20 protein-coding genes and 1 pseudogene are annotated in these 23,509 nt (G+C 48.0%); all 21 read left to right on the forward strand.

Annotated elements, in window-relative coordinates:
* Window positions 1-6: 6 nt before the first annotated feature.
* Window positions 7-783: an ABC transporter ATP-binding protein gene (locus tag HII30_RS15040; RefSeq protein ID WP_169505860.1), complete on the forward strand. Its 777-nt coding sequence runs from the start codon at window positions 7-9 to the stop codon at window positions 781-783.
* 5 nt (window positions 784-788) lie between these two features.
* The gene (locus tag HII30_RS15045) at window positions 789-1,631 is read left to right on the forward strand and encodes an ABC transporter permease (RefSeq protein ID WP_169505861.1); all 843 of its coding nucleotides are present in this window, start codon (window positions 789-791) and stop codon (window positions 1,629-1,631) included.
* A 97-nt stretch (window positions 1,632-1,728) separates the two neighbouring features.
* Window positions 1,729-2,724 carry an aromatic acid exporter family protein gene (locus HII30_RS15050; RefSeq protein ID WP_169505862.1) on the forward strand — a complete coding sequence of 332 codons (996 nt, stop codon included), beginning with the start codon at window positions 1,729-1,731 and terminating at the stop codon, window positions 2,722-2,724.
* 131 nt (window positions 2,725-2,855) lie between these two features.
* Complete coding sequence (locus HII30_RS15055; protein ID WP_169505863.1) at window positions 2,856-3,419, forward strand: outer spore coat protein CotE; 564 nt, start codon at window positions 2,856-2,858, stop codon at window positions 3,417-3,419.
* 150 nt (window positions 3,420-3,569) lie between these two features.
* Window positions 3,570-4,781 (forward strand): putative amidoligase domain-containing protein, encoded by a 1,212-nt coding sequence (locus HII30_RS15060; RefSeq protein ID WP_169505864.1) that lies wholly within the window; start codon window positions 3,570-3,572, stop codon window positions 4,779-4,781.
* A 58-nt stretch (window positions 4,782-4,839) separates the two neighbouring features.
* A complete protein-coding gene (gene mutS / locus HII30_RS15065) occupies window positions 4,840-7,575 on the forward strand; it encodes a DNA mismatch repair protein MutS (RefSeq protein WP_169505865.1) in 2,736 nt (911 codons plus the stop codon).
* A 25-nt stretch (window positions 7,576-7,600) separates the two neighbouring features.
* On the forward strand, window positions 7,601-9,544 hold the full coding sequence (mutL, locus tag HII30_RS15070) for a DNA mismatch repair endonuclease MutL (RefSeq protein WP_169505866.1): 1,944 nt from the start codon (window positions 7,601-7,603) through the stop codon (window positions 9,542-9,544).
* A gap of 18 nt (window positions 9,545-9,562) precedes the next feature.
* Complete coding sequence (locus HII30_RS15075; RefSeq protein ID WP_169505867.1) at window positions 9,563-10,339, forward strand: class I SAM-dependent methyltransferase; 777 nt, start codon at window positions 9,563-9,565, stop codon at window positions 10,337-10,339.
* On the forward strand, window positions 10,332-11,291 hold the full coding sequence (gene miaA / locus HII30_RS15080) for a tRNA (adenosine(37)-N6)-dimethylallyltransferase MiaA (protein WP_169505868.1): 960 nt from the start codon (window positions 10,332-10,334) through the stop codon (window positions 11,289-11,291). Before HII30_RS15075 ends, miaA begins: the two co-directional genes overlap by 8 nt.
* A 51-nt stretch (window positions 11,292-11,342) precedes the next feature.
* A complete protein-coding gene (gene hfq / locus HII30_RS15085) occupies window positions 11,343-11,582 on the forward strand; it encodes an RNA chaperone Hfq (protein ID WP_169505869.1) in 240 nt (79 codons plus the stop codon).
* 157 nt (window positions 11,583-11,739) lie between these two features.
* The gene (locus HII30_RS15090) at window positions 11,740-14,463 is read left to right on the forward strand and encodes a transglycosylase domain-containing protein (RefSeq protein ID WP_169505870.1); all 2,724 of its coding nucleotides are present in this window, start codon (window positions 11,740-11,742) and stop codon (window positions 14,461-14,463) included.
* Window positions 14,464-14,573: 110 nt separating this feature from the next.
* Window positions 14,574-15,134 carry a ribonuclease FAU-1 family protein gene (locus HII30_RS15095; protein WP_169505871.1) on the forward strand — a complete coding sequence of 187 codons (561 nt, stop codon included), beginning with the start codon at window positions 14,574-14,576 and terminating at the stop codon, window positions 15,132-15,134.
* The gene (locus tag HII30_RS15100; protein ID WP_169505872.1) at window positions 15,131-15,787 is read left to right on the forward strand and encodes a YdcF family protein; all 657 of its coding nucleotides are present in this window, start codon (window positions 15,131-15,133) and stop codon (window positions 15,785-15,787) included. The genes HII30_RS15095 and HII30_RS15100 overlap by 4 nt, the downstream gene beginning before the upstream one ends.
* A 78-nt stretch (window positions 15,788-15,865) precedes the next feature.
* Window positions 15,866-16,834, forward strand: coding sequence for an AAA family ATPase (locus tag HII30_RS15105; protein WP_169505873.1), 969 nt, complete (start codon window positions 15,866-15,868; stop codon window positions 16,832-16,834).
* Between the two features lie 33 nt (window positions 16,835-16,867).
* Entirely contained in the window at window positions 16,868-18,154 is a 1,287-nt protein-coding gene (gene hflX, locus HII30_RS15110) for a GTPase HflX (protein ID WP_169505874.1), read from the forward strand.
* 100 nt (window positions 18,155-18,254) lie between these two features.
* A complete protein-coding gene (locus HII30_RS15115) occupies window positions 18,255-19,508 on the forward strand; it encodes a methionine gamma-lyase family protein (RefSeq protein WP_169505875.1) in 1,254 nt (417 codons plus the stop codon).
* Between the two features lie 81 nt (window positions 19,509-19,589).
* On the forward strand, window positions 19,590-20,000 hold the full coding sequence (locus tag HII30_RS15120) for a MerR family transcriptional regulator (RefSeq protein WP_169505876.1): 411 nt from the start codon (window positions 19,590-19,592) through the stop codon (window positions 19,998-20,000).
* A gap of 26 nt (window positions 20,001-20,026) precedes the next feature.
* On the forward strand, window positions 20,027-21,355 hold the full coding sequence (gene glnA / locus HII30_RS15125) for a type I glutamate--ammonia ligase (RefSeq protein ID WP_169505877.1): 1,329 nt from the start codon (window positions 20,027-20,029) through the stop codon (window positions 21,353-21,355).
* A gap of 286 nt (window positions 21,356-21,641) precedes the next feature.
* Window positions 21,642-22,016: a DUF5412 family protein gene (locus HII30_RS15130; protein WP_169505878.1), complete on the forward strand. Its 375-nt coding sequence runs from the start codon at window positions 21,642-21,644 to the stop codon at window positions 22,014-22,016.
* Window positions 22,017-22,116: 100 nt separating this feature from the next.
* On the forward strand, window positions 22,117-22,458 hold the full coding sequence (locus HII30_RS15135; protein WP_169505879.1) for a helix-turn-helix domain-containing protein: 342 nt from the start codon (window positions 22,117-22,119) through the stop codon (window positions 22,456-22,458).
* A pseudogene (locus HII30_RS15140) lies at window positions 22,413-23,294 on the forward strand (IS3 family transposase); the annotation flags it as partial. The gene HII30_RS15135 and the pseudogene HII30_RS15140, both read left to right, overlap by 46 nt.
* Window positions 23,295-23,509 lie beyond the last annotated feature (215 nt).

The following is a 23,509-nucleotide window of genomic DNA, read 5'->3' on the forward strand; positions in this document are numbered from 1 at the left end:
ATCAGAATGATACCCGCTGTGGATCTGCAGGAGATTGCACATGTATATGTTACTGACCGGGGGGCCTCCCTTGCCGTTGAAGGGATTCAACTTCAGGTCCACCCGGGGGAGTTCATTAGTCTGGTTGGACCGAGCGGGTGCGGGAAGACGACGATTTTATCCATGATCGCGGGATTGCTGAAACCGGCCAAGGGAACGGTCAAGGTTCATGGTCAAACCGTAAAAGGACCTAGTCCCGAGGTCGGTTATATGCTGCAGCAGGATTATTTGTTCCCTTGGCTGACCATTATGAATAATGCATGGATTGGCCTGGAATTAACAGGCCGCCTTCATGCTGAATCCCGCAAGTTTGCCCGTGACCTGCTGGAGGAAATGGGTCTGGGAGACAGCGGAAGCCTGTACCCTCATCAGCTGTCAGGAGGGATGCGGCAGCGGGCAGCACTTGTCCGAACACTCGCACCGGATCCATCGCTATTGCTGCTGGACGAACCTTTTTCGGCACTGGATTATCAGACCAAGCTTCAACTGGAAGACTTGATCGTCAAAACATTGAAAGATCGTCATAAAACGGCGGTCCTTGTTACCCATGATCTGTCGGAGGCCATTGCAATGAGTGACCGCGTAGTCCTGCTGGATCGAAATCCTGGCCGGATCCATCAGGTTTTCGAAGTGCCGGACCGCATTCGGGCTGCACAGCCCTTTTTTGCCCGAGAAGAGGCGGGGTTCAATGAACTCTTCCGCAAAATATGGAAGGAAATGGAAATCATTGGCGGGAAGGAGTGAGAATGATGGCTAAGCCGGGACAGCAAGAGGAGATCCACGATAATCAGCAATCTCTATGGCTTCAGAACATCTACGCTATTCATCTGAAAGAGAAGCGGAAACATAGCAGGCTTGTACTGCTGGTTCAGTGTATGCTGCTGTTCCTTTTTTTTGCGGTATGGGAACTTGCTGGCAGATTGAGATGGATTGATGTGCTCCTGTTTAGTTATCCCACCAAAATATTTGCCTATCTCGGTGATCAGCTGTTCACCTCGGAACTGTGGAAACATATCGGAGTCACTGTGGGGGAAACCGCGGTTGGGTTCTTGATGGGAACGCTGACGGGAACGCTGCTTGCAGTCCTCATATGGTGGTTACCTTTTTTATCCAAAGTGCTGGATCCGTTCATGGTTGTGTTTAACAGTATGCCTAAGGTGGCGCTGGGTCCAATATTCATTGTCATGTTCGGCGGGGGATTTACGGCCATTGTTGCTACAACCTTGTCGATTACCGTCATAGTAACGACATTAGTGGTCTATAACAGTTTCTCGGAGGTAGATCCTAATTATGTTAAAGTGATCAGAACCTTCGGAGGAAACAAAGCTCAAATATTTAGGTCGGTCATTCTTCCGGCTTCGTTTCCTGCAATTGTATCTACTTTGAAAGTCAATGTAGGCATGGCTTGGGTCGGAGTGATCGTCGGAGAGTTTCTTGTGGCCAAATCCGGGCTGGGATATCTGATCATGTATGGTTTTCAGGTATTCAATTTTACGCTGGTTTTGTCCAGCCTGTTTATCATCGCGATTGTCGCCACAGCAATGTACCAGATGGTTGTATTTATAGAAAAAAAGCTTCTGCTGAATCGGTGATTAATCCTTGATGCTGCAAAGAGCGCTGCATGTCAGGTTGTACGGCCGTAAAAAATGGGATACCATGAAACACATCAGAAAACAGGAGACGTGAGCCATGGGAATTCGAATTATTAAGACGGCTATTGCAACACTTCTTGCCATTTTAATTACGGATGCTTTTAACATACCCGGGGCAACCTCTGCGGGACTTTTAGCCATACTGGGCGTAGATGTGACGCGAAAGCGGAGTCTTCGCTCGGTATCTTCCCGTTTTTTTGCCTCTATATTGGGGCTGATGTTTGCATCGGTGCTGTTTCAGCTGCTGGGCTATCATTATTGGGTGCTTGCCCTGTACATACTCATTGCATTTCCGGCCATTTCGAAGGCGAATTTTAAAGAAGGCATTGTGACCAGCTCCGTTGTCGTTTTTCGTGTCTTCAGTGAACAGGAGCTGGATTTACATATTTTTTGGACACAGATTGAACTGCTCGTGATTGGACTAGGCTCGGCCATGCTTGTGAATATGGCTTATATGCCTAAAGGGGATGAAAGACTGACCGCAATCCGCCGTGAGGTGGACGGGCTGTTCTCCGCCATTTTCAAACAAATCTCTTTAACGTTAACCCAGGCTTCACATGTATGGGATGGAAAAGAACTGATTGAGGCGAATCAGGCGGTACAGCGTGGAGTAACGGAGAGCAACCGGGCGCTTGAGAACCAAATGCTGCATCCCGATCTGGCATGGAATGTGTATTTTTATATGCGGAAGGAACAGCTGGATAACATTCAGGCAATGATGCATCTGGTATCTCAGATCTATGAGAAGCTGCCGACGGGTGAATTCGCAGCGGAATTGTTTGATCAAATGAGCAAGGATGTCATCGCAGAAGAATACACAGGCAAGACCGAGAAGCTCCTTCAGACGGTAAAGCTGAAATTTCAGCAAATGGACCTGCCTCAGACACGTGAGGAATTTGAAGTCAGGTCGGCAATCCTTCAGCTGTGCAGAGAGCTTGAATCTTTTCTTCGCATCTCGAAGCGCAGTAAGGCACCGACGAGCACAGCAGGGAAGGATGCTGAAAACCGGCCAGTCCATGGGGACAAAACATAAGGTTTTCTCGTGTTTTTTATCTTTTTTACGAAATATTAGCATGAACTCAATTTATTTGGACCACTTCATTCAACATTCGCCCATGTCGTGCATACACTTGTATGGAATGATTGTATGGAGGAGGTTCGAAGATGTCATTAAGCAATAAACACCAATGTAGAGAAATCATCACGAAGGCGATCTGCGGCAAGGGTCGGAAATTCTCTACCGTAACACATACCGTGACTCCGCCTAATAATCCGACCAGTATTTTGGGGGCATGGATTATACAGCATCAATATGAGGCGGTGGCCGCCGGAGACGGGATTGAGGTTGTAGGTACTTATGATCTGAACATTTGGTATTCGTATGACAGAAACTCGCAGACTGATGTCGCGAAGGAAACCGTATCTTATGTAGAACGAGTACCGCTCTCTTACCTGGATCCCAAACACCGGTCATCCACGGTAGAAGTATCTGCAGAAGCGACTCAGGAGCCTAGCTGTGTAGAAGCAAGCGTATCTTCCAACGGCAAAAGTGTCATCCTGCGTGTAGAAAGAGAATATGCGGTTGAACTGGTCGCAGAGACGAAGGTACTGGTTCTGGTAGGCCAGTCAAGTGATCTGGATGACAAGGAATTTGAATTTGTCGGCAGTGACGGTGGAGACAGTGAGTATGAGGATCTGGAATTTGAAGATCTGGAAGATGAACTGTAAATCAGCCCTGCTGATGTAACTCTGATGTATTCTATGCAGTGGGGGGCGGATTTGCAGAGGGCAAACGCCCTCTTTTTGTGGAAAGCTCCGATGAGGGGCTTTTCTTTTTATGAATCGAGTTATTCATGTTCAGAAAAAGGAAGTGGAAGCATGGTTGACAGCCGTTTGATCTTACCTGGCAAAGTGCAAATGACTCCAGCGGTCATGAATGCAAGGCTAAGGCGCAGCGGTATACCAAGCCGCTTGTTTCGAAAGGCTGATGAAAGGATGAGCGGCAGCACGTATACTGCACGATATCTTATTTCTGTCCGCGGGCTGGAACATTGCCAGGTGGATATGCTGATGGCGGGGAGCGGCTGGTTGAAACGTCCTGCTGTTGACCATGAGGATGGTTTGCAGACAGAGGTCGGTCTGACCCAAAGGTTGACTAAAGCTGCAGTGCGTACACTGTACGCTCTAGGGCAGGAAGAGGGGGAAGTTGTCATCGCACTGCTGCCGAATCGGCGGTACGCCGTTGATGAGGTCCGATTCCATCAAGACCGTTCTCAGAGAACAGATCGTGAAGCAAACGGGGATCATGCTGCCCTAATCCTGCTGGGTATGGATCCGGAATTCGTACTGGTGGATTCGCGTGGTGAGATTACAGAAGCATCTCAGTATCTGGAGCGGCATGGGAAAGCGGGATGTGATGCAGTCCGAGAGGGTGATTTCGTCACCTATCCGCTGGCAGAACTTCGTCCGGATCCCAAGTCCGATCCGGAAGCACTGCTGCATGAACTGCGAAAAACCATGATCATGGCAGCAGAACGGATCACAGACCGGTCCCTGGCATGGAAAGCAGGCAGTATGCCTGCTGGCGGACTGCCGCTGGGAGGTCATCTGCATTTTAGCGGTGTCACGCTGAATCTGGACATCCTGCAGGTTCTGGACAATTATTTGGCACTTCCTTTGGCTGCTCTGGAAGACCCGTCCGGGCGAAAACGTCGCCCCAAATATGGAAGTTTGGGAGATTACCGCAGGCAGCCTCACGGCGGGTTTGAATACCGCACACCGCCCAGCTTCCTGGTATCTCCATCCATTACCCGTGCTGTTGTCCATATGGCTTATCTGATCGCCCGTGAATTCCGCCGCCTGATGTCCCGTCCATTAAGTACGGAACGGGTGCACGAAGCCTATTATGAGGGAACAAAAAGCATCCTGATTCAAAGTGCTGAGGCTCTTCACCAGGACTACCGAAGACTCCCAGGTTATGAATATCATGCTTCGTCTATAGAGCGATTGTTTCGGATGATCTCCGAAGGTCAGACGTGGGACGAAAGCCGTGATATTCGAAGACTGTGGCATATTCCCGTCCTGCCGTGACGGCACGCTGATTTCTGTTATAATAGAGGTCAAGCTGGATACGGCATGGAGGTAGCTCATGGTAAAATATACGCCGATGATTGAACAATATTTAGGGGTTAAAGAACAGGCGCAGGATGCGTTTCTTTTTTTTCGTTTAGGGGATTTTTATGAAATGTTCTTTGATGATGCCGTGCTGGCATCCAAAGAGCTGGAAATTACATTGACAGGCCGGGAAGGCGGGGGCGGCGACAAGATTCCGATGTGCGGCGTTCCCTATCATTCGGCCGAAGGTTATATACAGCGTTTGATTGAGAAGGGATACAAAGTCGCCATCTGTGAACAGATGGAGGACCCGTCCGCCACCAAAGGGATGGTTCATCGAGAAATTGTCCGTGTGGTTACACCGGGCACAATTATGGAAGGCAAAGCGGTTCGTGACAAGGCCAACAATTACATGCTGTGTATTACGACGCATGGCGGGCTGATGGCACTGGCGGCATGCGACCTGTCTACAGGCGAATTGTATGTCACATCGATGACTTACTCGGAAGAATGGCTCCGAGACGAGATCGGGATATATGAGCCTTCGGAAATGATCGGGGATCACGCTTTGCTTGAACTGGTATCTTCTCCGTCGATGCCTTTAAGCCGTCCCGTTCTTTATACAGGATGGGAACGCCGCCAGGATGATCTGGTGTCTGCGCAGTTTGGAGATGCAGCATGGGCCAGACTGGATGAAGAACGTCAAAAATGCGTGTCACTGCTCATTGCTTATCTGAGTGAAACCCAGAAGCGGAGGCTGGGCCAGTTAACACGAATCTCCTCCTATGAGCCAGGCCAATTTATGGTACTGGACCCGTTCACAAGACGGAATCTGGAGCTGGTGGAAACGGTCAGAGAGCGTTCCAAAAAAGGATCGCTTCTATGGCTGCTGGATCAGACGGAAACGTCGATGGGATCACGTCTGCTGAGAAGGTGGATCGATAAGCCGCTGCTGTCACGAGGACGCATTGAGGACCGGCTGGAGGCTGTAGGGCAGCTTTACCATCAGTACATACTGAGGGAAGATTTGCGCACGGCGCTTAAAGATATTTATGATCTGGAGCGGCTGGTGGGACGCATTGCTTTCGGCAGTGCTAACGGCCGGGATCTGAATGCACTCAAGCAGTCTCTGCGCCAGATCCCATCACTGAAAGAGTTGTGCGCTGCGTCCGGTTCAAACACACTGCAAAAGCTGTCGGAAAGCATGGACGTATGTGCAGACCTTTGCAAACTCATCGAGGATGCCGTATCTGAAGATCCGCCTGTGTCTGTACGGGACGGCGGGATCATCAAGACAGGTTATCATGAACGTCTGGACGAGCTTCGGGAAGCCAGCACGAGCGGCAAGCAGTGGATCGCTGAGCTGGAAGCGAGAGAACGAGCGGAGACAGGGATCAAGTCTTTAAAAATCGGCTACAACAAAGTATTTGGTTATTATATTGAAATTACAAAATCCAATCTTTCGGCACTTCAGGAGGGCAGGTATGAACGCAAGCAGACACTAGCCAATGCCGAGCGGTTTGTGACTCCTGAATTAAAGGAGAAAGAAGGCTTGATTCTTGAAGCTCAAGATAAAATGGTCGATCTGGAGTATGCCTTGTTCTCCGAGCTGCGGGATCAGCTGAACGCTCAGATCACCCGTCTGCAAAAGCTGGCTGAACATATTGCTGAAATGGATGTGTATCAATCCTTTGCTGCAGTTAGTGCAGAACACCGGTTTGTGAAGCCGGATCTTCATGACGGGTATGATGTTAGTATTGATGCAGGCCGTCATCCTGTGGTTGAGGCCGTTATGCATGAATCATCCTTCATTTCAAACGGCAGTGAATTAAAGAAGGATGAAGCTTCCATACTGCTGATTACAGGACCTAATATGGCGGGAAAAAGCACGTATATGCGTCAGGTGGCCTTGTTCTCGATCATGGCCCAGATCGGCTGCTTTGTTCCTGCGGACAAGGCGGCACTTCCGTTAGTCGACCGCATTTTCACGCGAATAGGTGCTGCGGATGATTTGATTGGCGGACAAAGCACCTTCATGGTGGAGATGGCTGACATTCAGCTCATGACCGAGAAAGCAACGCCCAAAAGCCTGATTATTATTGATGAGCTGGGGCGGGGGACATCCACGAGCGAAGGCATGGCCATCGCACAGGCTGTCATTGAGTATGTTCATGATGTGATTGGCTGCAAGGCATTGGTATCAACACACTTTCATGAGCTAGCACACCTTTCAGAGAGTTTGCACGGATTGGTGAATTATTCGATGGCTGTGCAGGAAAGCGGCGACAAAGTCCATTTCCTCCGCAAGCTGATTCCTGGTGCGGCAGACAGCAGCTACGGTATATATTGTGCCAGGCTGGCGGGACTCCCGGGCAGTATTATCGAACGTGCTTATGGTTTGCTGCAGGATCTGGAGAAAGCTTCACTTACCGCAGTGACAAAAGACGCTGGAGCGGTTCAGGTGGCTGCAGCTTATGAGGAGCAATCAGAGGCAGAACAGACGCCTGCAGCGGCTGCTGAGAGTGAGGTTGCTTCATCATCTTCCAGTCGCGTCGTTCAGATGTCCATGTTCGGAGAAGAAGAGAGGTCAGCACAGGCGTCCTCTGCAGACAAGCCTGAAGAACCAAAGAGCCCGGCAGGTCTGGATCCGCAGCAGCTTGAAATTCTGGCATCCATCCAGTCTGCAGATATTATGAACCTGACACCACTGCAGGCCATGCAGCTGTTAAATGAATTGAGCATGAAAGCCAAACGGCTTCAATTGAAATAAACGACAATGATGGGAGGTAGGGAATATGGCCAAGATTCACATATTGGACGAGCATATCGCCAATCAGATTGCAGCAGGTGAGGTGGTTGAACGGCCTGCCTCCGTCGTTAAGGAGCTTGTGGAAAACGCAATCGATGCAGGCAGCAGTAAAATCGATGTTTCTGTAGAAGAGGGCGGACTTCACAGTATACGGGTAACGGATAATGGCTCCGGGATTGATCCGGAAGACTGTGAAACGGCGTTTTATCGTCATGCAACCAGTAAAATTTCACAGGGACGCGACCTGTTTCAGATTACAAGTCTGGGCTTCCGGGGTGAAGCCCTCCCTTCCATTGCAGCTGTCTCCAAGGTTTCGCTTAAAACATCGAACAATTTGAACGGTAAAGGCCGTCAGCTGGTCATTGAAGGCGGACAGCTGAAAGTAACCGAAGACATCGCTGCACCGCAGGGGACGGACTTTGTGGTGAAGGAGCTGTTCTACAATACTCCGGCAAGACTGAAATATATGAAGACCATTCAAACGGAGCTGGGACATATATCAGATTATATGTACCGGCTGGCCCTCTCAAGGCCGGATATCGCGTTCACGGTTCGGCATAATGGCAATACCCTGCTGCAAACGATGGGGAATGGAGACCTGCTGAATGTGATTGCTGCTGTATACGGAACTGGCACAGCTAAAGCCATGCTGCCGCTTCAAGGTGAAGATATGGATTACCGCTTGTCCGGGTTTGTCAGCCGGCCTGATTGGACACGTGCGAACCGAAATGCCATGTCTTTTATAATCAATGGCCGATACGTTCGCAGTTACGCTCTTTCCCAGGCGGTTTTGAGAGGCTACCATACCATGCTTCCGATTAACCGTTACCCTTTGATCGTTCTTAAGCTGGACATGCATCCATCACTTGTAGATGTGAATGTTCATCCTTCCAAGCTGGAGGTTCGCTTCAGCAAGGAGCCGGAGTTACTGTCCTTTGTCGAGGCATCGGTAGAAAGAATCCTGAAGCAGGAAGTGCTGATTCCAAGGCCAGCGAGGCAGAACTTAAGCAAGGAAGGCGATGCCTATATTCAGGAGCAGCTTTCGTTTCCCGGAAGCCAAAGCTCGAAACCTGCTGGAAAGACCTCATCTGAGGCTGACAAAGGTTCCCGGACAGCTGCAGAACTGCCAGTGACCCCGGAGACTCCTCCCGTGGAACGAGACTATTCCAGCAGTGAAAACAGGACCAATGACCAGGTAAGGGAGAAGCGCAGCACTACTTTATACCCCGCTTCAGGAGCGGTATCTGAAGGTTACCGTAAGCCGTCAGCCGGAGAATATAATCCTACAAGAGGGATGAAAACTGAGGATTGGCTCAAAGCAGCCGGCGGCACAGCTGCAGAAATTCCTTCCTTCCCGGAACTGTCCCTAATTGGACAGCATCACGGTACTTATCTGATTGCACAAAATGACAGCGGCCTGTATCTGATCGACCAGCATGCAGCCCATGAGCGGATAAATTATGAATTTTATTATGAACAATTCGGGCGCCCTGCAGATGCATCACAGGAACTGCTGATTCCTATCACTTTGGAGTTTACACCCTCCGAAACAGAAAAAATGAAGGAACGTCTGACGTGGTTTGAACAGGTTGGCGTATATCTGGAGCATTTTGGCGGACAAACCTTTCTGGTTCGATCTCATCCGTACTGGTTTCCGAAAGGTGAGGAGAAGGACCTGATCCTGGAAATGGCTGAGTGGGTGCTCAGCGAAAGAAATATCGATCTGGCTAAACTTCGAGAAGCATCATCTGTAATGGTATCTTGTAAAGCTTCTATTAAAGCCAATCAAAAGCTGACAGAGCAGGAATCCGGCAAGCTTCTGGAGCGACTGGCCGCGTGCAGACAGCCTTATACATGCCCGCATGGAAGGCCCATAGTCATCTCTTTTTCATCGTATGATCTTGAAAAAATGTTTAAACGTGTCATGTAATGACCCAAGGAGGAACCCATGATTATTACAACCGGAGAGGCTGAAGCGGCGCATTTGGTGGAACGCGCCCAGGTTCTTGCAAAGGAAACAGGATGTTTGTATATCCCCCGTGGAGGACAGTCCATAAAACGACTAGCTGCAAAAACGGGTGATCAGGATATTCTCGTTATCCTGGAGGGGCATGTGCGGTTGGGCGGACCGGGCCGCGAGACACTGGAGTTTCATCCCAGCATGGGCTTTGTCCGTTTGAAGCGAGTATTGAGAGGAGAACCAGATCTCATGCTTCAGGCTGCCCAGATGGAAGAAGGAGATACAGTAATTGACTGTACGGCAGGGCTTGGAACAGATGCTCTCGTATTTTCGATCAAAGCTGGAGTGAACGGATCAGTAACCGCACTAGAGAGTTCCTACCCGCTTTATGTGCTTCTGAAAGAAGGCCTGGCTACGTATACCAGCCACCTGGCACAAAGTGATGAGGCAATGCGGAGAATTAAAGTTTTACACAGCGCACATTTGCAGTATTTGCAGGGATTGCCGGACAACAGTGCAGATATTGTATACTTTGATCCCATGTTTCGCGATCCTGTTACGGAATCAGCATCCATAAACCCTCTCCGACATTATGCCAATCCTGATCCGCTGGATGAAAGAAGCGTTCGGGAGGCGGTCAGGGTCGCCCGGAAAACCGTGGTTATGAAAGAGAAGCGGGGAAGCCGGGAATTTGCCAGACTGGGCTTTGAGGTTCAGGAGCGGGGACATTCAAAAATAACGTACGGAGTGATCAGCAATGAATAGCGTTCCTAAGCCCAAATTGTTTGTGCTAATCGGTCCGACAGCAGTCGGAAAGACAAAAATGAGCATTGAACTTGCCAAGGAATTCCAAGGTGAAATCATATCCGGAGATTCCATGCAGGTATACAGGGGGATGGATATTGGCACAGCCAAGATTACCTCTTCCGAAATGGAAGGGATACCCCACCATTTAATCGATATTCATGAGCCTGACTATCCATATTCTGCAGCCGAATTTCAGGAGCAGAGCCGGCGTTTGATTGGTGAGATCAGCAGCCGTGGTCATCTTCCGATGATTGTCGGCGGCACAGGACTGTATATCGAATCGGTGTGCTACAGTTATCAGTTCAGTGAATCGGGGGCAGACGAAGCCTTCAGAGATGAGCAGTTTGCTTACGCCCAGAAGTATGGTGCGGAAGCGCTGCATCAAAAATTGGGCACGGTAGATCCTGAAAGTGCCACCCGTCTTCATCCGAACGATCTCCGAAGGGTGGTACGAGCACTGGAAATCTTTCATGTGACCGGGACGCCCATGTCCGACCAATTAGCCGCTCAAAAAAAGGAGTCCCCGTATGACCTGTGCTTGATCGGTTTGACAATGGACAGGCAAATGCTATATAACCGTATTGAGGAACGGGTCGATTCCATGATGAACGGCGGATTGATCCAGGAAGTCTCCTCTCTAATGGAGAAGGGATATGCACCTGGTCTTGTATCGATGCAGGGACTCGGCTACAAAGAAATCGTGTCTTATTTACAGGGTGAGTGTAGTCTGGAAGAGGCGGTGGTGCTGCTGAAGCGCGATACGCGCCGTTTTGCCAAACGCCAGCTGTCCTGGTTCCGTCATATGCAGGATATCCAGTGGGTGGATGTCGGTGAAACCGGAGAATTTGAGGACAACTATGAAAAAATCCGTGCTATAATAGCAGGGAAGTTTCATATGAATCTTGAATAACATGGATGAACAATCATCCACAATCTAATTGAACCATTGGGGGTACGTCTAATGAACAAGTCCATTAACATCCAAGATACGTTCTTAAATCAACTGCGCAAAGAGAACATTCCTGCTACCGTATACTTGACGAACGGCTTCCAAATTCGCGGAACGATTAAAGCCTTCGATAACTTCACCATTGTCATCGACAGCGATGGCCGTCAGCAAATGGTGTACAAGCATGCAATCTCCACGTTTATGCCGCAGCGAAATGTATCCCTAATGCAGGAACAGTCTGGAGAAGGATAGAACGATTCAGGCCGAACGTTTGAAATGAAACTTTTTGGTGTATAATTCGTTTAGTTGTATAGGAGTGCGAAAGAGCAACCTGCGAAGGTTGTTCTTTTATTTCAGGAAAGCATTGCTCCTAGCCAAGAAGAACAGGGAGTCAGGAGGGGTCCATTACATGGCGGATAACGACCAGAATCAAATGTCCAGGGTGAATAAAAACAAAGAAGCCCCGAAGACAAAGTCGTCAACATTGACTTCAAAGAAGAAAAAGAAAAAAGGTAAGAAAATAGGATGGATTTTATTTTTCACTGCGGTTATTGCGATATTTTGTGCCTTAGCCGGTTATTTGTTCATTATGGTCAGCGGAGAACGGCTTCTGGATGAAAACCGGGACAAGCTCACTGCAAATGGAACGTCCAAGGTATACGATCGCAATGGCAATCTGATGGGTGAGTTATCCATCCAAAAGAGCGACCCGGTTAATATCGAGGATGTTCCTGAGCTGCTGAAGGCTGCTTTCATTGCTACAGAGGATAAGCGCTTTGCGGAACATAATGGTGTGGACATCTGGTCCATTGGCCGGGCGGCCGTGAAAGATATTATGGCCCGCTCTATGGTGGAAGGCGGCAGTACTATTACCCAGCAGTTAGCGAAGAACATCTTTCTGACCCGGGATAAAACATTCTTTAGAAAAGCGACCGAGGTTTCCATCGCACTTGCCCTTGAACGCAATCATACCAAGGATGAAATTCTGGGTATGTATTTGAACCGGATTAACTTTGGCGGTCCTTATTATGGAATCAAGGCTGCGTCCCAAAGATATTTCGGTAAAAGTAAATTGGACGAGCTTGAAATTTGGGAGATGGCGACTTTGGCAGCAATGCCTAAGGGACCGTCGAAATATAACCCGCTTCGCAACCCCGAGCTGAGTAAAGAACGCAGAGCTGTCGTTCTTACCCTGATGCAGCAGCAAGGGTATATCACGGCAGAGGAAGCGGAGAAGGCCAAAAAGGTGGATTACAACTATAAGCCGCCTGCATCCCAGCAAAAGTATACAGCGTTTATCGATTTTGTCATGGAAGAAGCCGAAGAGAAATGGGGTCTGACAGAGGATGATCTCAACATTGGCGGATATCAGATCTATACGACGATGGATGCTAATGCGCAGCAGGCTGTAGAGGATGAGTTTAACAATCCCGATAATTTTGAAAAAGGCGCAGGGGATGCTATCGTGCAGGGTTCCATGGTGATCATGAATCAGCACAATGGCGGTATCGTCGCGATCAGCGGCGGCAGAGAGTATCAGCGTGGAGGCTTTAACCGCGCATTTGACAGCAAACGTCAGCCAGGATCTGCTTTAAAGCCGATCGTGGTATACGCACCTGCCCTCGAAAGTGATCCTGACTTATCTAAAGATTCCCGAATCACCAATGAGAAGCAGTGCTTTGGCAAATACTGTCCGAATAACCTGCACGGTTATTCTCAAAGTGTCAGCATGGCTGAAGCGATTCAGCGTTCGGAAAATATTCCGGCTGTTTGGCTGCTGAATAAAATCGGGGTAAAGACCGGATTTGAATTTGCCGAAAAATTGGGCATCAGTGTAACAGAGGCGGATCAAAATCTGTCCCTAGCTCTGGGCGCTACAGGGTCGAACACGTTTGAAATGAGCCGGGCCTTCAGCTCTTTTGCTAATGGGGGAGAGCTGCATGAAGCTTACGCGATTAAACAGATCAAGAACAGCAGCGGGAAAGTGGTTCATGAAAACAAGGGTACGAAGAATGAACGTGTCATGAGCAAAGATACAGCTGTGGAAATGACCGATATGATGCAGCTGGTGGTGCAGGATGGTACGGGACGAAACGCGAGAATCAGCCGTCCGGTTGCCGGTAAGACAGGTACTACACAGAGCGGAATTACCGGCGTCAGCGGTGTTCGTGATGTCTGGTTTGCAGGTTATACACCTGAACTGACTGCGGCCGTTTGGATGGGATATGATGAACCAAGTTCGGAACGTATGCTCAAGCAGAGCAGTCCGATGGCTGCAGCCATGTGGGGTAAAATTATGGAAAAAGCTGTGCAGAATTATGAAGCACAGAACTTCCCTGCTCTGGATGCACCTGAAGCGCCGCCTGTTGAGGAAGAAGCTCCACAGCTGCAAGCTGTAAGCAATTTGAGTGGTTCTTACAATACTGAGCTGAAATCTGTAAATCTCAACTGGAGCGCTGTCGATCGAGGAGGCGTCCAGTACAGAGTGTACCGCAAAGAATCATCCGAGTCTGATTATACCCGGATTCAGGATTCTTTAGGAGGAACCTCTACTGATGATATTGGTGTCTTGGAAGGTCTGACATACAGCTACTATGTCACAGCCTATGATCCAGAGAGTGATCAGGAAAGCGAACCTTCTAATGTATTTCAAATCCTAATCGCCGGATCAGCTCCGCCGGAAGAGGAGCCTGAGCCAGAACCGGTACCGGAACCGGAAGAACAGCCAGAACCGGAACCCGAACCGGAAGTACAACCGGAACCTGAGCCCGAACCTGAAGCTCCTGCAGAAGGCACGCCGGGTGGAGAAAACAATCCAGGACAAAACCCGGGCAATGGACAAGGAAATGGCAGCGGAAACGGCTCCGGACAAGGGAATGGTCAAGGCGGTACGGATACCGGCACACCTCCGGGTGATGAAGGGGATACTGGAGGTAGCGGTACCGGCAGTGGAACAGGTGAACCGGAGACGGGTGATGAAACGACAACGCCTGAGCCGGGAACCGATGGTACCGGAGAGACGGGAACAGAAGGTGCGGCAACACAGAGCGGAGATGGATCAGTACAGGGTACAGTAACAAGCCCTTCTGGTGGATCGACGGACGTTCAAGGAAGTACCACAACTGAGCCTTAAAAGGATCAGAATACAGCAGGTCGTCAGATTCTTAGTGACGGCCTGCTTTTATTTTGAGTGTATAAGACAAATGTGGTAAGCTGAGTTTACGATATGGGGAGGAAAATTCCATGAAACGTAAATTCGGAGACCGGGCGAATTGGCGCCGCATTACGAGACGACATTTTACTTCCCGGTATGTGGAAGGAGAGCAGTTTACGGGATATCTTACCTTATATACGATTTACGGTCTAAAAGAGCCTTTATGGAAGACGTACGGCAGGCATACATACCGTATTGCGGATAGAGGATATTCCTGGCTGCAGTATTACCCGAAAGACAGTCATTTTATTGTAACCGCTATGTTTGATGATAAGCGGCGGATCGTGCAGTGGTACATCGACATATGCAAGAAACAGGGAGTGACGGATCAGGGAGTTCCATGGTTTGACGATCTGTATCTGGATGTCGTTGTAAACAAAGACGGAGAAGTGTTTTTACTGGACGAAGATGAACTGGAAGATGCCCTTCGCCGCAATGACATCACCAGGGATGACTACCGCCAAGCCAAGGTCACAGCACGGGAAGTGCTGCGGGCTATTGATGCACATGAATTTCCTTATTTCATGATGTCTCTGGAGCACAGAGACCGCTTGTTTCATAACGGAGAATTCAGGAGGAAAAAACAATGAGGCGTCCGGTTCTATCCGATAGGGTAAGGCAGACGCATTCCAGAAAACCGCTGCGTTTAAAAAAGAGCGTTTACATTCTGCTTGCACTGATCTTGGCTGGGATCCTTTGGTGCGGCTATGTATGGATTAAGATTCATCAGGCCGAAAGCACACTCCAGAACAAATCAGAGGTGGGTATCGTTCTCGGAGCTTCCATGTGGGGGGATCACCCAAGCCCTGGACTGCGTGAAAGACTTGTATATGCACTCAAGCTCTATGAAGAAGGGCACTTTGAGAATTTTATTGTCAGCGGCGGACTGGACAAACCGGGTTATAACTACACGGAAGCGGAAGGGATGCGAAATTTCCTGGTTGCTGAAGGGGTGCCGGAGGAAGTCATCTATCTGGAAAATAAAGCGACGAGTACGTACGAAAATCTCTTATTCAGTCAACAGATCATGAATGATCAAGGCTGGAGTGAAGCGGTCATTATTACGCATGATTATCATGGAACACGGTCTATGGAAGTGGCAAACACTTTAGGATATCAGCATCCTCAGCTTGCCGTGACCCAATCTACGGTTCTGCCCATGATCAAACACAAAAGCCGGGAAGTGCTTGCTTATACGAAATGGACGGCTGACCGGATCCTCATTGCCCTGAACTGGAAGTAACAAGTCTTCTAATAACCTTTATCCAAAGAGAATACATTGAAAGAGATAGTCAGCCCTTTGGATATGAGGTGAGGAGCAATGAATGGGCGAACAAGCGCCGCCGGAAGCCGGTCTGAGGCAAGACCATCCAGACAGATTAATATTGTGCTCCGCAGCAATGAGACGTCACTGGCAGCTGTGCCAGAACGAGACATACCAGTTTCCCCCGTCGTCCCGGGGCAGCAGGGTCTCTATCAGGAGATACAGAAAGAGCTGGACCAGCTGGTCGGACTCGAGCAAATTAAAGAGCTGATTTATGAGATTTATGCACTGCTGCAGATTGCCAGGATGCGTTCTGAAGCCGGTCTACTAAGCGGCGGGCATGTATTTCATATGATATTCAAAGGAAATCCAGGCACAGGTAAAACGACCGTTGCGCGTATTGTCGCTAAGCTTTTTCAAAAAATGGGTGTGCTGAGCAAAGGCCATCTGGTGGAAGTAGAGAGAGCGGATCTTGTCGGTGAATATATTGGACATACGGCTCAAAAAACCCGGGACCTGATCAAGAAGGCACTGGGTGGAATTCTTTTTATTGATGAGGCATACAGCCTGGCAAGAGGCGGAGAAAAGGATTTCGGCAAGGAAGCGATCGATACGCTGGTAAAGGCGATGGAGGATCATAAAAATCAGTTTGTGCTCATTTTGGCGGGGTATTCTGATGAAATTGATTTTTTTATGAGCAGCAATCCGGGACTTCACTCACGCTTTCCGATTCAGATGGAATTTCCTGATTACAATCTGGATCAATTATTTCAGATCACCGAACTTATGGTGAAGGAACGGGATTACATTTTGATGCCGCAATCGATGTCCAAGCTGCGGGATCACCTTCAATCCGAAAAGGAAAACCGCAGGCATGCCTTTAGCAACGCCCGTTACGTAAGGAATCTGATTGAAAAAGGGATACGCAATCAGGCCGTGCGACTGTTGAATCAATATGTGACGGGGAATCCGGGCAAGCTGGAATTGATGACTTTGCGCCCTGAGGACTTCAGAATGGGAACATAGTGCTAACTTTCATTTATTAAGGAGCAAATATCAATGGCCAATCAAACACATGAGGCGAATACCGATATGCAGGACCGGGCTGTGCTCGTCAGTTTAGTGACTGACAAGGTTAAACGATCCGGTATCAATACAGAACACTCTCTTCAAGAGCTCGTTCAGCTTTGTGAAACGGCAGGGGTAGAAGTGTTGGATATAATCGCACAAAATCGCGAAACACCGGATACGAAATGGTTTATCGGCAAAGGAAAAGTTGAAGAACTTAGAATGGCGATAGATGGTTTGGGTGCCAATACCGCTGTATTTGACCAGGAACTTTCCGGTGCTCAGGTACGGAATCTGGAAGAAAGCCTGGATGTCAAAATTATTGATCGAACCCAGCTCATACTGGATATTTTTGCACAGCGTGCCAAGACCCGTGAAGGGATTATACAGGTTGAACTGGCCCAGCACAGTTATTTGCTTCCGCGTCTGTCCGGTCATGGCAAAAACCTGTCCAGACTAGGCGGAGGTATTGGAACAAGAGGGCCCGGGGAAAGCAAGCTGGAGACCGATCGGAGACATATCCGTGACAGAATCAGTGATTTGAAGCGCCAGCTGGATGAAATCACCAAGCATCGTGTGCTTCATCGGGAACGGAGGAAGAAGACAGGAGCTGTGCAGGTGGCACTGGTCGGCTATACCAATGCCGGAAAATCAACGCTGCTCAATCGTTTGACAGCAGCGGATGTATATATTGAGAATCAGCTTTTTGCGACACTGGATCCGACTTCGCGCGTACTTGCACTGCCAAGCGGAAAAGAGGTAGTGCTCACAGATACGGTAGGCTTTATTCAGAATCTTCCTCATGATCTTGTAGCGGCTTTTCGTGCTACGCTGGAGGAAGCCAATGAGGCAGATTTGATTCTGCATGTAGTTGATGCATCTTCACCAATGCGCGAGGATCAGATGTCTGTCGTTTCCTCGATACTGGAGGACTTGGGTGCAGCAGAAACACCACAGATCGTTATTTATAATAAAATTGATGCATGTGACCCGCAGCAGTGTGAAATGCTTCCGTCTGGAGATGGGCAATTGAAGATCAGCGCATTGAATGATGAAGACCTGGAGCGGGTGAGAATGGCCATTCAGGATCATTTATCGGGTGGTCTTCTTAAGTTCAGAATTCCGGCCGACCGTGGAGACATCAGTGCAATTGTATATCGTGTTGGGGATGTGGTCGAGCAGTCATTCGATGAAGATGATTTGATTTATGAAGTAGATATTAATAAAGCGGATTATGACAAACTGGGTTTTCAGTTGAAAGAATATCTGATTCCATGACGAATCTGCGGCGGTTGGCTCAAGGGCCAACCGTTTTGTTTGTCTTTTCGTTTGGAAGCTTTTGAAGTATGGTGGATGAGATGGGAGCGAATGATAAGTAATGGTACAGTTTTCAGAAAAAATTCTAAATATAGCCAGCACAGCTGAGGATCAGATTGCGGCAAGGCTGCGTGAAATTGACCGTATCGCAGATCACAATCAATGGAAGGTGATCGAGTCATTTCAGCATCATAAAGTGAGTGATTATCATTTTGCCGGGTCGACAGGCTATGCTTACAATGATCGCGGACGTGAAGTGCTGGATGACGTGTATGCTGATGTTTTTGGAGCAGAATCTGCTCTGGTAAGACCACATTTTGCCTCCGGGACCCATACGATTTCAACAGCTTTATTTGGTGTCCTCAGGCCTGGGGATGAACTGCTTTATATTACCGGCCGTCCATACGATACGCTGCATAAGGTTATTGGCGAGTATGGTGATGGCACTGGATCTCTTCGAGACTTTGGTATCCACTACTCGGAGGTCGATTTAAATGCAGAAGGTGACATAGACTGGGAGCGCGTTGAAGCAGCCATTCAGCCTTCCACGAAAGTGATCGGGATTCAGCGGTCCAGAGGTTATGACTGGAGATCTTCATTCAGTGTGGCAGACATCGAGAAAATGGTTAAAAGAATAAGGGAACTTCGTCCGGATCTGATTATTTTTGTGGACAATTGTTACGGAGAGTTTACAGAGCAGCTGGAACCGACACAGGTCGGGGTGGATCTGATTGCAGGATCCTTAATTAAGAATCCAGGTGGTGGACTGGCTGAGACGGGCGGATATATCTGCGGCAAAGAACGCTTTGTCAATCAGGCTGCTTATCGTTTGACAGCACCTGGTATTGGGCGGGAAGTTGGAGCCATGATGGGGACAACTCGTGCCATTTATCAGGGACTGTTCCTGGCGCCCAGCACCGTGGGACAAGCCTTGAAAGGCAGTGTGTTTGCCGCCTCTGTGTTTGAATCCGCCGGCTTTGTGACCAGACCAGGATGGAATGAAATTCGAAGTGACTTGATTCAGGCCGTTTCATTCAGCAGTGCAGAGCATTTGGTGGCATTTGTTCAAGGCATTCAGAAAGCTGCCGCGGTCGATAGTCATGTTGTTCCTGAACCCTGGGATATGCCGGGTTACAAACATCCTGTCATCATGGCAGCCGGTACATTTATTCAAGGCGGAAGTTTGGAACTTTCAGCAGATGCTCCGCTCCGTGAGCCTTATATTGGATATATGCAGGGTGGGTTGACCTACTCGCATGTGAAATATGGGGTGCTTATGGCTCTTCAAACGATGAGTGATCGAAATTTATTGTAAGTTTATCTAACATACGGTTGACACGTTGGATGAGGAAATATACAATGGATTAGAAAAGATCACTTGGAAGGTTGATGAGTTATGGGTGATGATATCCGCAGAAATATGGCGCTGTTTCCGATAGGGATTGTCATGAAGCTCACTGATTTGTCAGCAAGACAGATCCGCTATTATGAGCAGCATAATTTAATTGTTCCTGCCCGTACTTCAGGCAACCAGAGATTATTCTCTTTTAACGATGTAGAGAGACTTCTTGAAATTAAAGCATTAATTGAAAAAGGCGTTAATATCGCAGGAATTAAACAAGTGATGAGTCCGGTAACGAAAGAATCTGAAGAAGCCACCGTGCTGACACCAGATACAGAGAGCAAGCGCAGGGAGATGTCGGAATCCCAGCTTCGTCGTTTGTTAAAGCAGGAATTGATCACGGCTAAAAGACCGGGTCAAGTATCACTGATCCAAGGGGAGCTGTCCCGGTTTTTTAATAAATAACCGATTATGACAAGGGAGAGGATAAAGTGAGTTATTCCAAAGAGGATATTCTGCGCATTGCCAAGGAAGAGAATGTACGTTTTATTCGCTTGCAGTTTACAGATTTGCTGGGAACGATTAAAAATGTGGAAATTCCGGTAAGTCAGCTGCCTAAAGCTTTAGATAATAAAATGATGTTTGACGGATCTTCCATTGAAGGATATGTACGAATTGAAGAATCGGATATGTATCTCTATCCGGATCTGGATACCTGGGTTATCTTCCCTTGGCATTCAGAGGATCGTGTAGCACGTTTGATTTGTGATATTTACCTGCCGGACGGAAATCCGTTCCCTGGCGATCCACGCGGAATTCTGAAAAGAAATCTGAAGGAAGCCGAAGAGATGGGCTTTACCTCCATGAATGTGGGTCCTGAACCTGAATTCTTCCTCTTCAAAACAGATGAAAAAGGCAACCCGACGATGGAGTTGAATGACCAAGGTGGTTACTTTGACCTTGCTCCAACAGATCTGGGTGAGAACTGCCGCCGTGATATCGTATTGACACTGGAAGAGATGGGTTTTGAGATTGAAGCTTCTCATCATGAAGTCGCTCCAGGTCAGCATGAGATCGATTTCAAGTATGCGAATGCAGTTAAAGCTGCAGACCAGATTCAAACTTTTAAACTGGTTGTTAAGACGATTGCACGTCAGCATGGTCTGATTGCTACATTTATGCCGAAACCGTTGTTCGGGGTTAACGGATCTGGTATGCACTGTAACCAATCTTTGTTCAAAGGCAATGAAAATGCGTTCGTGGATGAAAATGATGAGCTGGGTCTTAGCGAGACAGCACGTTATTTCATGGCAGGAACATTGAAGCATGCACGCGCTTTTGCGGCTATTACGAACCCGACGGTTAACTCTTACAAGCGTCTGGTACCTGGTTATGAAGCTCCTTGTTATGTCGCATGGTCGGCAAGTAACCGTAGCCCAATGATTCGGATCCCGGCTTCCAGAGGACTTAGCACCCGTGTTGAAGCTCGTAATCCGGATCCGGCTGCTAACCCTTACCTGGCTTTGGCAGTAATGCTGAAAGCAGGCCTGGATGGTATCAAGCGCAAGACTCCGCTGCCAGCTCCAATCGACCGTAACATCTATGTTATGACGGAAGAAGAGCGCATCGAAGAAGGAATTCCTAGCCTTCCAGCTAACCTGAGAGAAGCGCTGAATGAATTGATTCGCAATGAAGTCATCTGTGATGCTTTGGGCGATCACGCGCTGTCTCATTTCTATGAGCTGAAGGAAATTGAGTGGGATATGTACCGCACACAAGTTCACGGCTGGGAACGCGATCAATACATGACCATGTACTAACAGAGGAATCCCTTGCGCCATAAGGCGTGAGGGGTTTTTGTTTTTGGGGGCAAATTTGAATGAAGTTTCATAGAGGGTTAATATTATGGCTCTTCGCTATACTTCGTGGCTAAAGTTACATTTTCTAGACTGATAGAGCGATTTGACATGGAGCCTCTGCGGGCATGAGTACTCGCGAAAGCCGCGAAGCACAAGGACTTCGCGATGCTAATCAGCTTATCATGCCCGCCTCTCCATATAAAATCGCAGTCTATTTACCCATTTCGAGTAGCGAGGAAGCAATATTATGAAGAAAAAACGTTGGGGATGGATTGCTGCTTTAATAGTGATAACTTTAGCAGCCATTTATATATATCTGAAAAGCTTTACTTTGCTTCTACTTCCAAAAGGGAATTTAATTGTCACCTCTAACTCTCCTAATAACACATTTACTTTCACTGCATATCTAGTGAATGCTGGAGGGGCAACGGGTAGTTTTGCAGTTAGAGGCGAGGTAAGAGACAATAAAAGTGGGAAGAGCAGAAATCTTTATTGGGAATATAGAATAGATGAAGCTAATGTAAAATGGGCTAACGAAACCACTATAACTATAAATGATAGGCAACTTGATGTTCACAAGGATACTTATGATTTCAGAGAACATAGAAATAAGAATTCATAAAAAAACCAACCATAGTGGTATTATCCCCTTCAAGTAGACACTCGTAAAAAACCTCATGTGTTAACATGAGGTCATGAGTGAACTTGGAGGGGATTTTTGCATGGCGAAAAAGGGGCAAGTATATCAATCGTATACAGAGGATTTCAAAGTAGAGGCAATTCAAACCTATCTCACTGGAGTAGATAGTTACAAGGTCATCGCGGAGAGGCTGGGAATTACGAACTGTACCCAGCTTAAAGTATGGGTAAAGAAATATCGAAAAGGGGAGCCATTCGACACACGTAAGAACGCAACAAACCCTATGAAAGGACGTCCTCGTGCCACGTTTGCCAGTATCGAAGAAGAACGGGATTACTTGAAAGCACAGGTAGATTACTTAAAAAAGCGGTATCCAAATCTGCTAACGGAGCCAGGCTTAGACTTCGAGACAAATACTCCATAATCGAAGAACTGCGTGACCTTCACGGCGTTACCCGCCTATTAGCCATTGCAGGACTATCTCGAGCGAACTACTACAAGTGGCGGGGTACACACTCTCAGCAGACGGAAGCTCATGCTCAGGAACATGAAATCAAAGAACATATGGTAGCCATTCACTTAGCTCATCCCTATTTCGGCTATCCTCGAATGCGCACGGCTCTATTGGAGGCGGGCTACCTCGTCAACCATAAGAAAGTATGGCGGCTCATGAAAGAACTGTCGATCCAGTCGGTCATTCGAAAGAAAAGGAATCGCTCCAACTCTGCACCTTCCGTGGTGTATCCTAACCGATTAAAGCGCCAGTTTCATGCCACAGCTCCCCAGCAGAAGCTTGTGACCGATATTACGTATCTCTCAGATGGTACCCACTTTTATTATCTGTCCGTCATTCAGGATCTCTTTAACAATGAGATTGTGGCTTGGCAAGTATCTAGGCGCAATGATGTAAAGTTGGTGCTGGATACGGTTGAGCAATGGACACGAAAAAGAGACGTGTCCGAAGCCGTGCTCCATTCGGACCAAGGCTTCCAATACACGTCTCAAGCGTACAACACACGATTAGAAAAATTCAGCGTAAAAGGCAGCCACTCTCGCAAAGCAACCTGCCTGGATAACGCCTGTATCGAATCCTTCTTTTCGCATCTAAAGACAGAAAAGTTGTACATTCACCAGTGTAAGTCAGAAGCTGAGATTCATCAAGCCGTCGAGGAATACATCTACTTCTATAACTACCAGCGTTTTCAGGCAAAACTCAAACAGCGCGCGCCGATTGAGTTTCGGCACGCGCTGGCTGCTTAGTTTTTTTCATCTGTCTACTTGACAGGGGTATGACCAAAAGCTGGCCTAACGGTCAGTTTTTTTGTTTAGCATCCATTTCAAATGTGAAGGTAATACACTCTTGTAATTTGCATGCCTTCGCTGGATACAAGCTAAATAGCCTATAATTTTTAATTAAATAACCCTATTATTGATATAACTAATATTATTAGTTAAAATGTTAATATGATAAGTTC

Origin of the sequence: Paenibacillus lemnae (assembly GCF_012933385.1) — a bacterium.
Lineage (GTDB): Bacteria > Bacillota > Bacilli > Paenibacillales > Paenibacillaceae > Paenibacillus_AQ > Paenibacillus_AQ lemnae.

Coding starts and splice junctions, on each gene's coding strand:
- HII30_RS15075 (WP_169505867.1), top strand. CDS start 9,563: ATGATTATTACAACCGGAGAGGCTGAAGCGGCGCATTTGGTGGAACGC.
- HII30_RS15095 (WP_169505871.1), top strand. CDS start 14,574: ATGAAACGTAAATTCGGAGACCGGGCGAATTGGCGCCGCATTACGAGA.
- HII30_RS15055 (WP_169505863.1), top strand. CDS start 2,856: ATGTCATTAAGCAATAAACACCAATGTAGAGAAATCATCACGAAGGCG.
- HII30_RS15060 (WP_169505864.1), top strand. CDS start 3,570: ATGGTTGACAGCCGTTTGATCTTACCTGGCAAAGTGCAAATGACTCCA.
- mutL (WP_169505866.1), top strand. CDS start 7,601: ATGGCCAAGATTCACATATTGGACGAGCATATCGCCAATCAGATTGCA.
- HII30_RS15105 (WP_169505873.1), top strand. CDS start 15,866: ATGAATGGGCGAACAAGCGCCGCCGGAAGCCGGTCTGAGGCAAGACCA.
- mutS (WP_169505865.1), top strand. CDS start 4,840: ATGGTAAAATATACGCCGATGATTGAACAATATTTAGGGGTTAAAGAA.
- HII30_RS15050 (WP_169505862.1), top strand. CDS start 1,729: ATGGGAATTCGAATTATTAAGACGGCTATTGCAACACTTCTTGCCATT.
- hfq (WP_169505869.1), top strand. CDS start 11,343: ATGAACAAGTCCATTAACATCCAAGATACGTTCTTAAATCAACTGCGC.
- HII30_RS15090 (WP_169505870.1), top strand. CDS start 11,740: ATGGCGGATAACGACCAGAATCAAATGTCCAGGGTGAATAAAAACAAA.
- HII30_RS15135 (WP_169505879.1), top strand. CDS start 22,117: ATGGCGAAAAAGGGGCAAGTATATCAATCGTATACAGAGGATTTCAAA.
- HII30_RS15045 (WP_169505861.1), top strand. CDS start 789: ATGGCTAAGCCGGGACAGCAAGAGGAGATCCACGATAATCAGCAATCT.
- HII30_RS15130 (WP_169505878.1), top strand. CDS start 21,642: ATGAAGAAAAAACGTTGGGGATGGATTGCTGCTTTAATAGTGATAACT.
- hflX (WP_169505874.1), top strand. CDS start 16,868: ATGGCCAATCAAACACATGAGGCGAATACCGATATGCAGGACCGGGCT.
- HII30_RS15040 (WP_169505860.1), top strand. CDS start 7: ATGATACCCGCTGTGGATCTGCAGGAGATTGCACATGTATATGTTACT.
- HII30_RS15120 (WP_169505876.1), top strand. CDS start 19,590: ATGGGTGATGATATCCGCAGAAATATGGCGCTGTTTCCGATAGGGATT.
- HII30_RS15100 (WP_169505872.1), top strand. CDS start 15,131: ATGAGGCGTCCGGTTCTATCCGATAGGGTAAGGCAGACGCATTCCAGA.
- HII30_RS15115 (WP_169505875.1), top strand. CDS start 18,255: ATGGTACAGTTTTCAGAAAAAATTCTAAATATAGCCAGCACAGCTGAG.
- miaA (WP_169505868.1), top strand. CDS start 10,332: ATGAATAGCGTTCCTAAGCCCAAATTGTTTGTGCTAATCGGTCCGACA.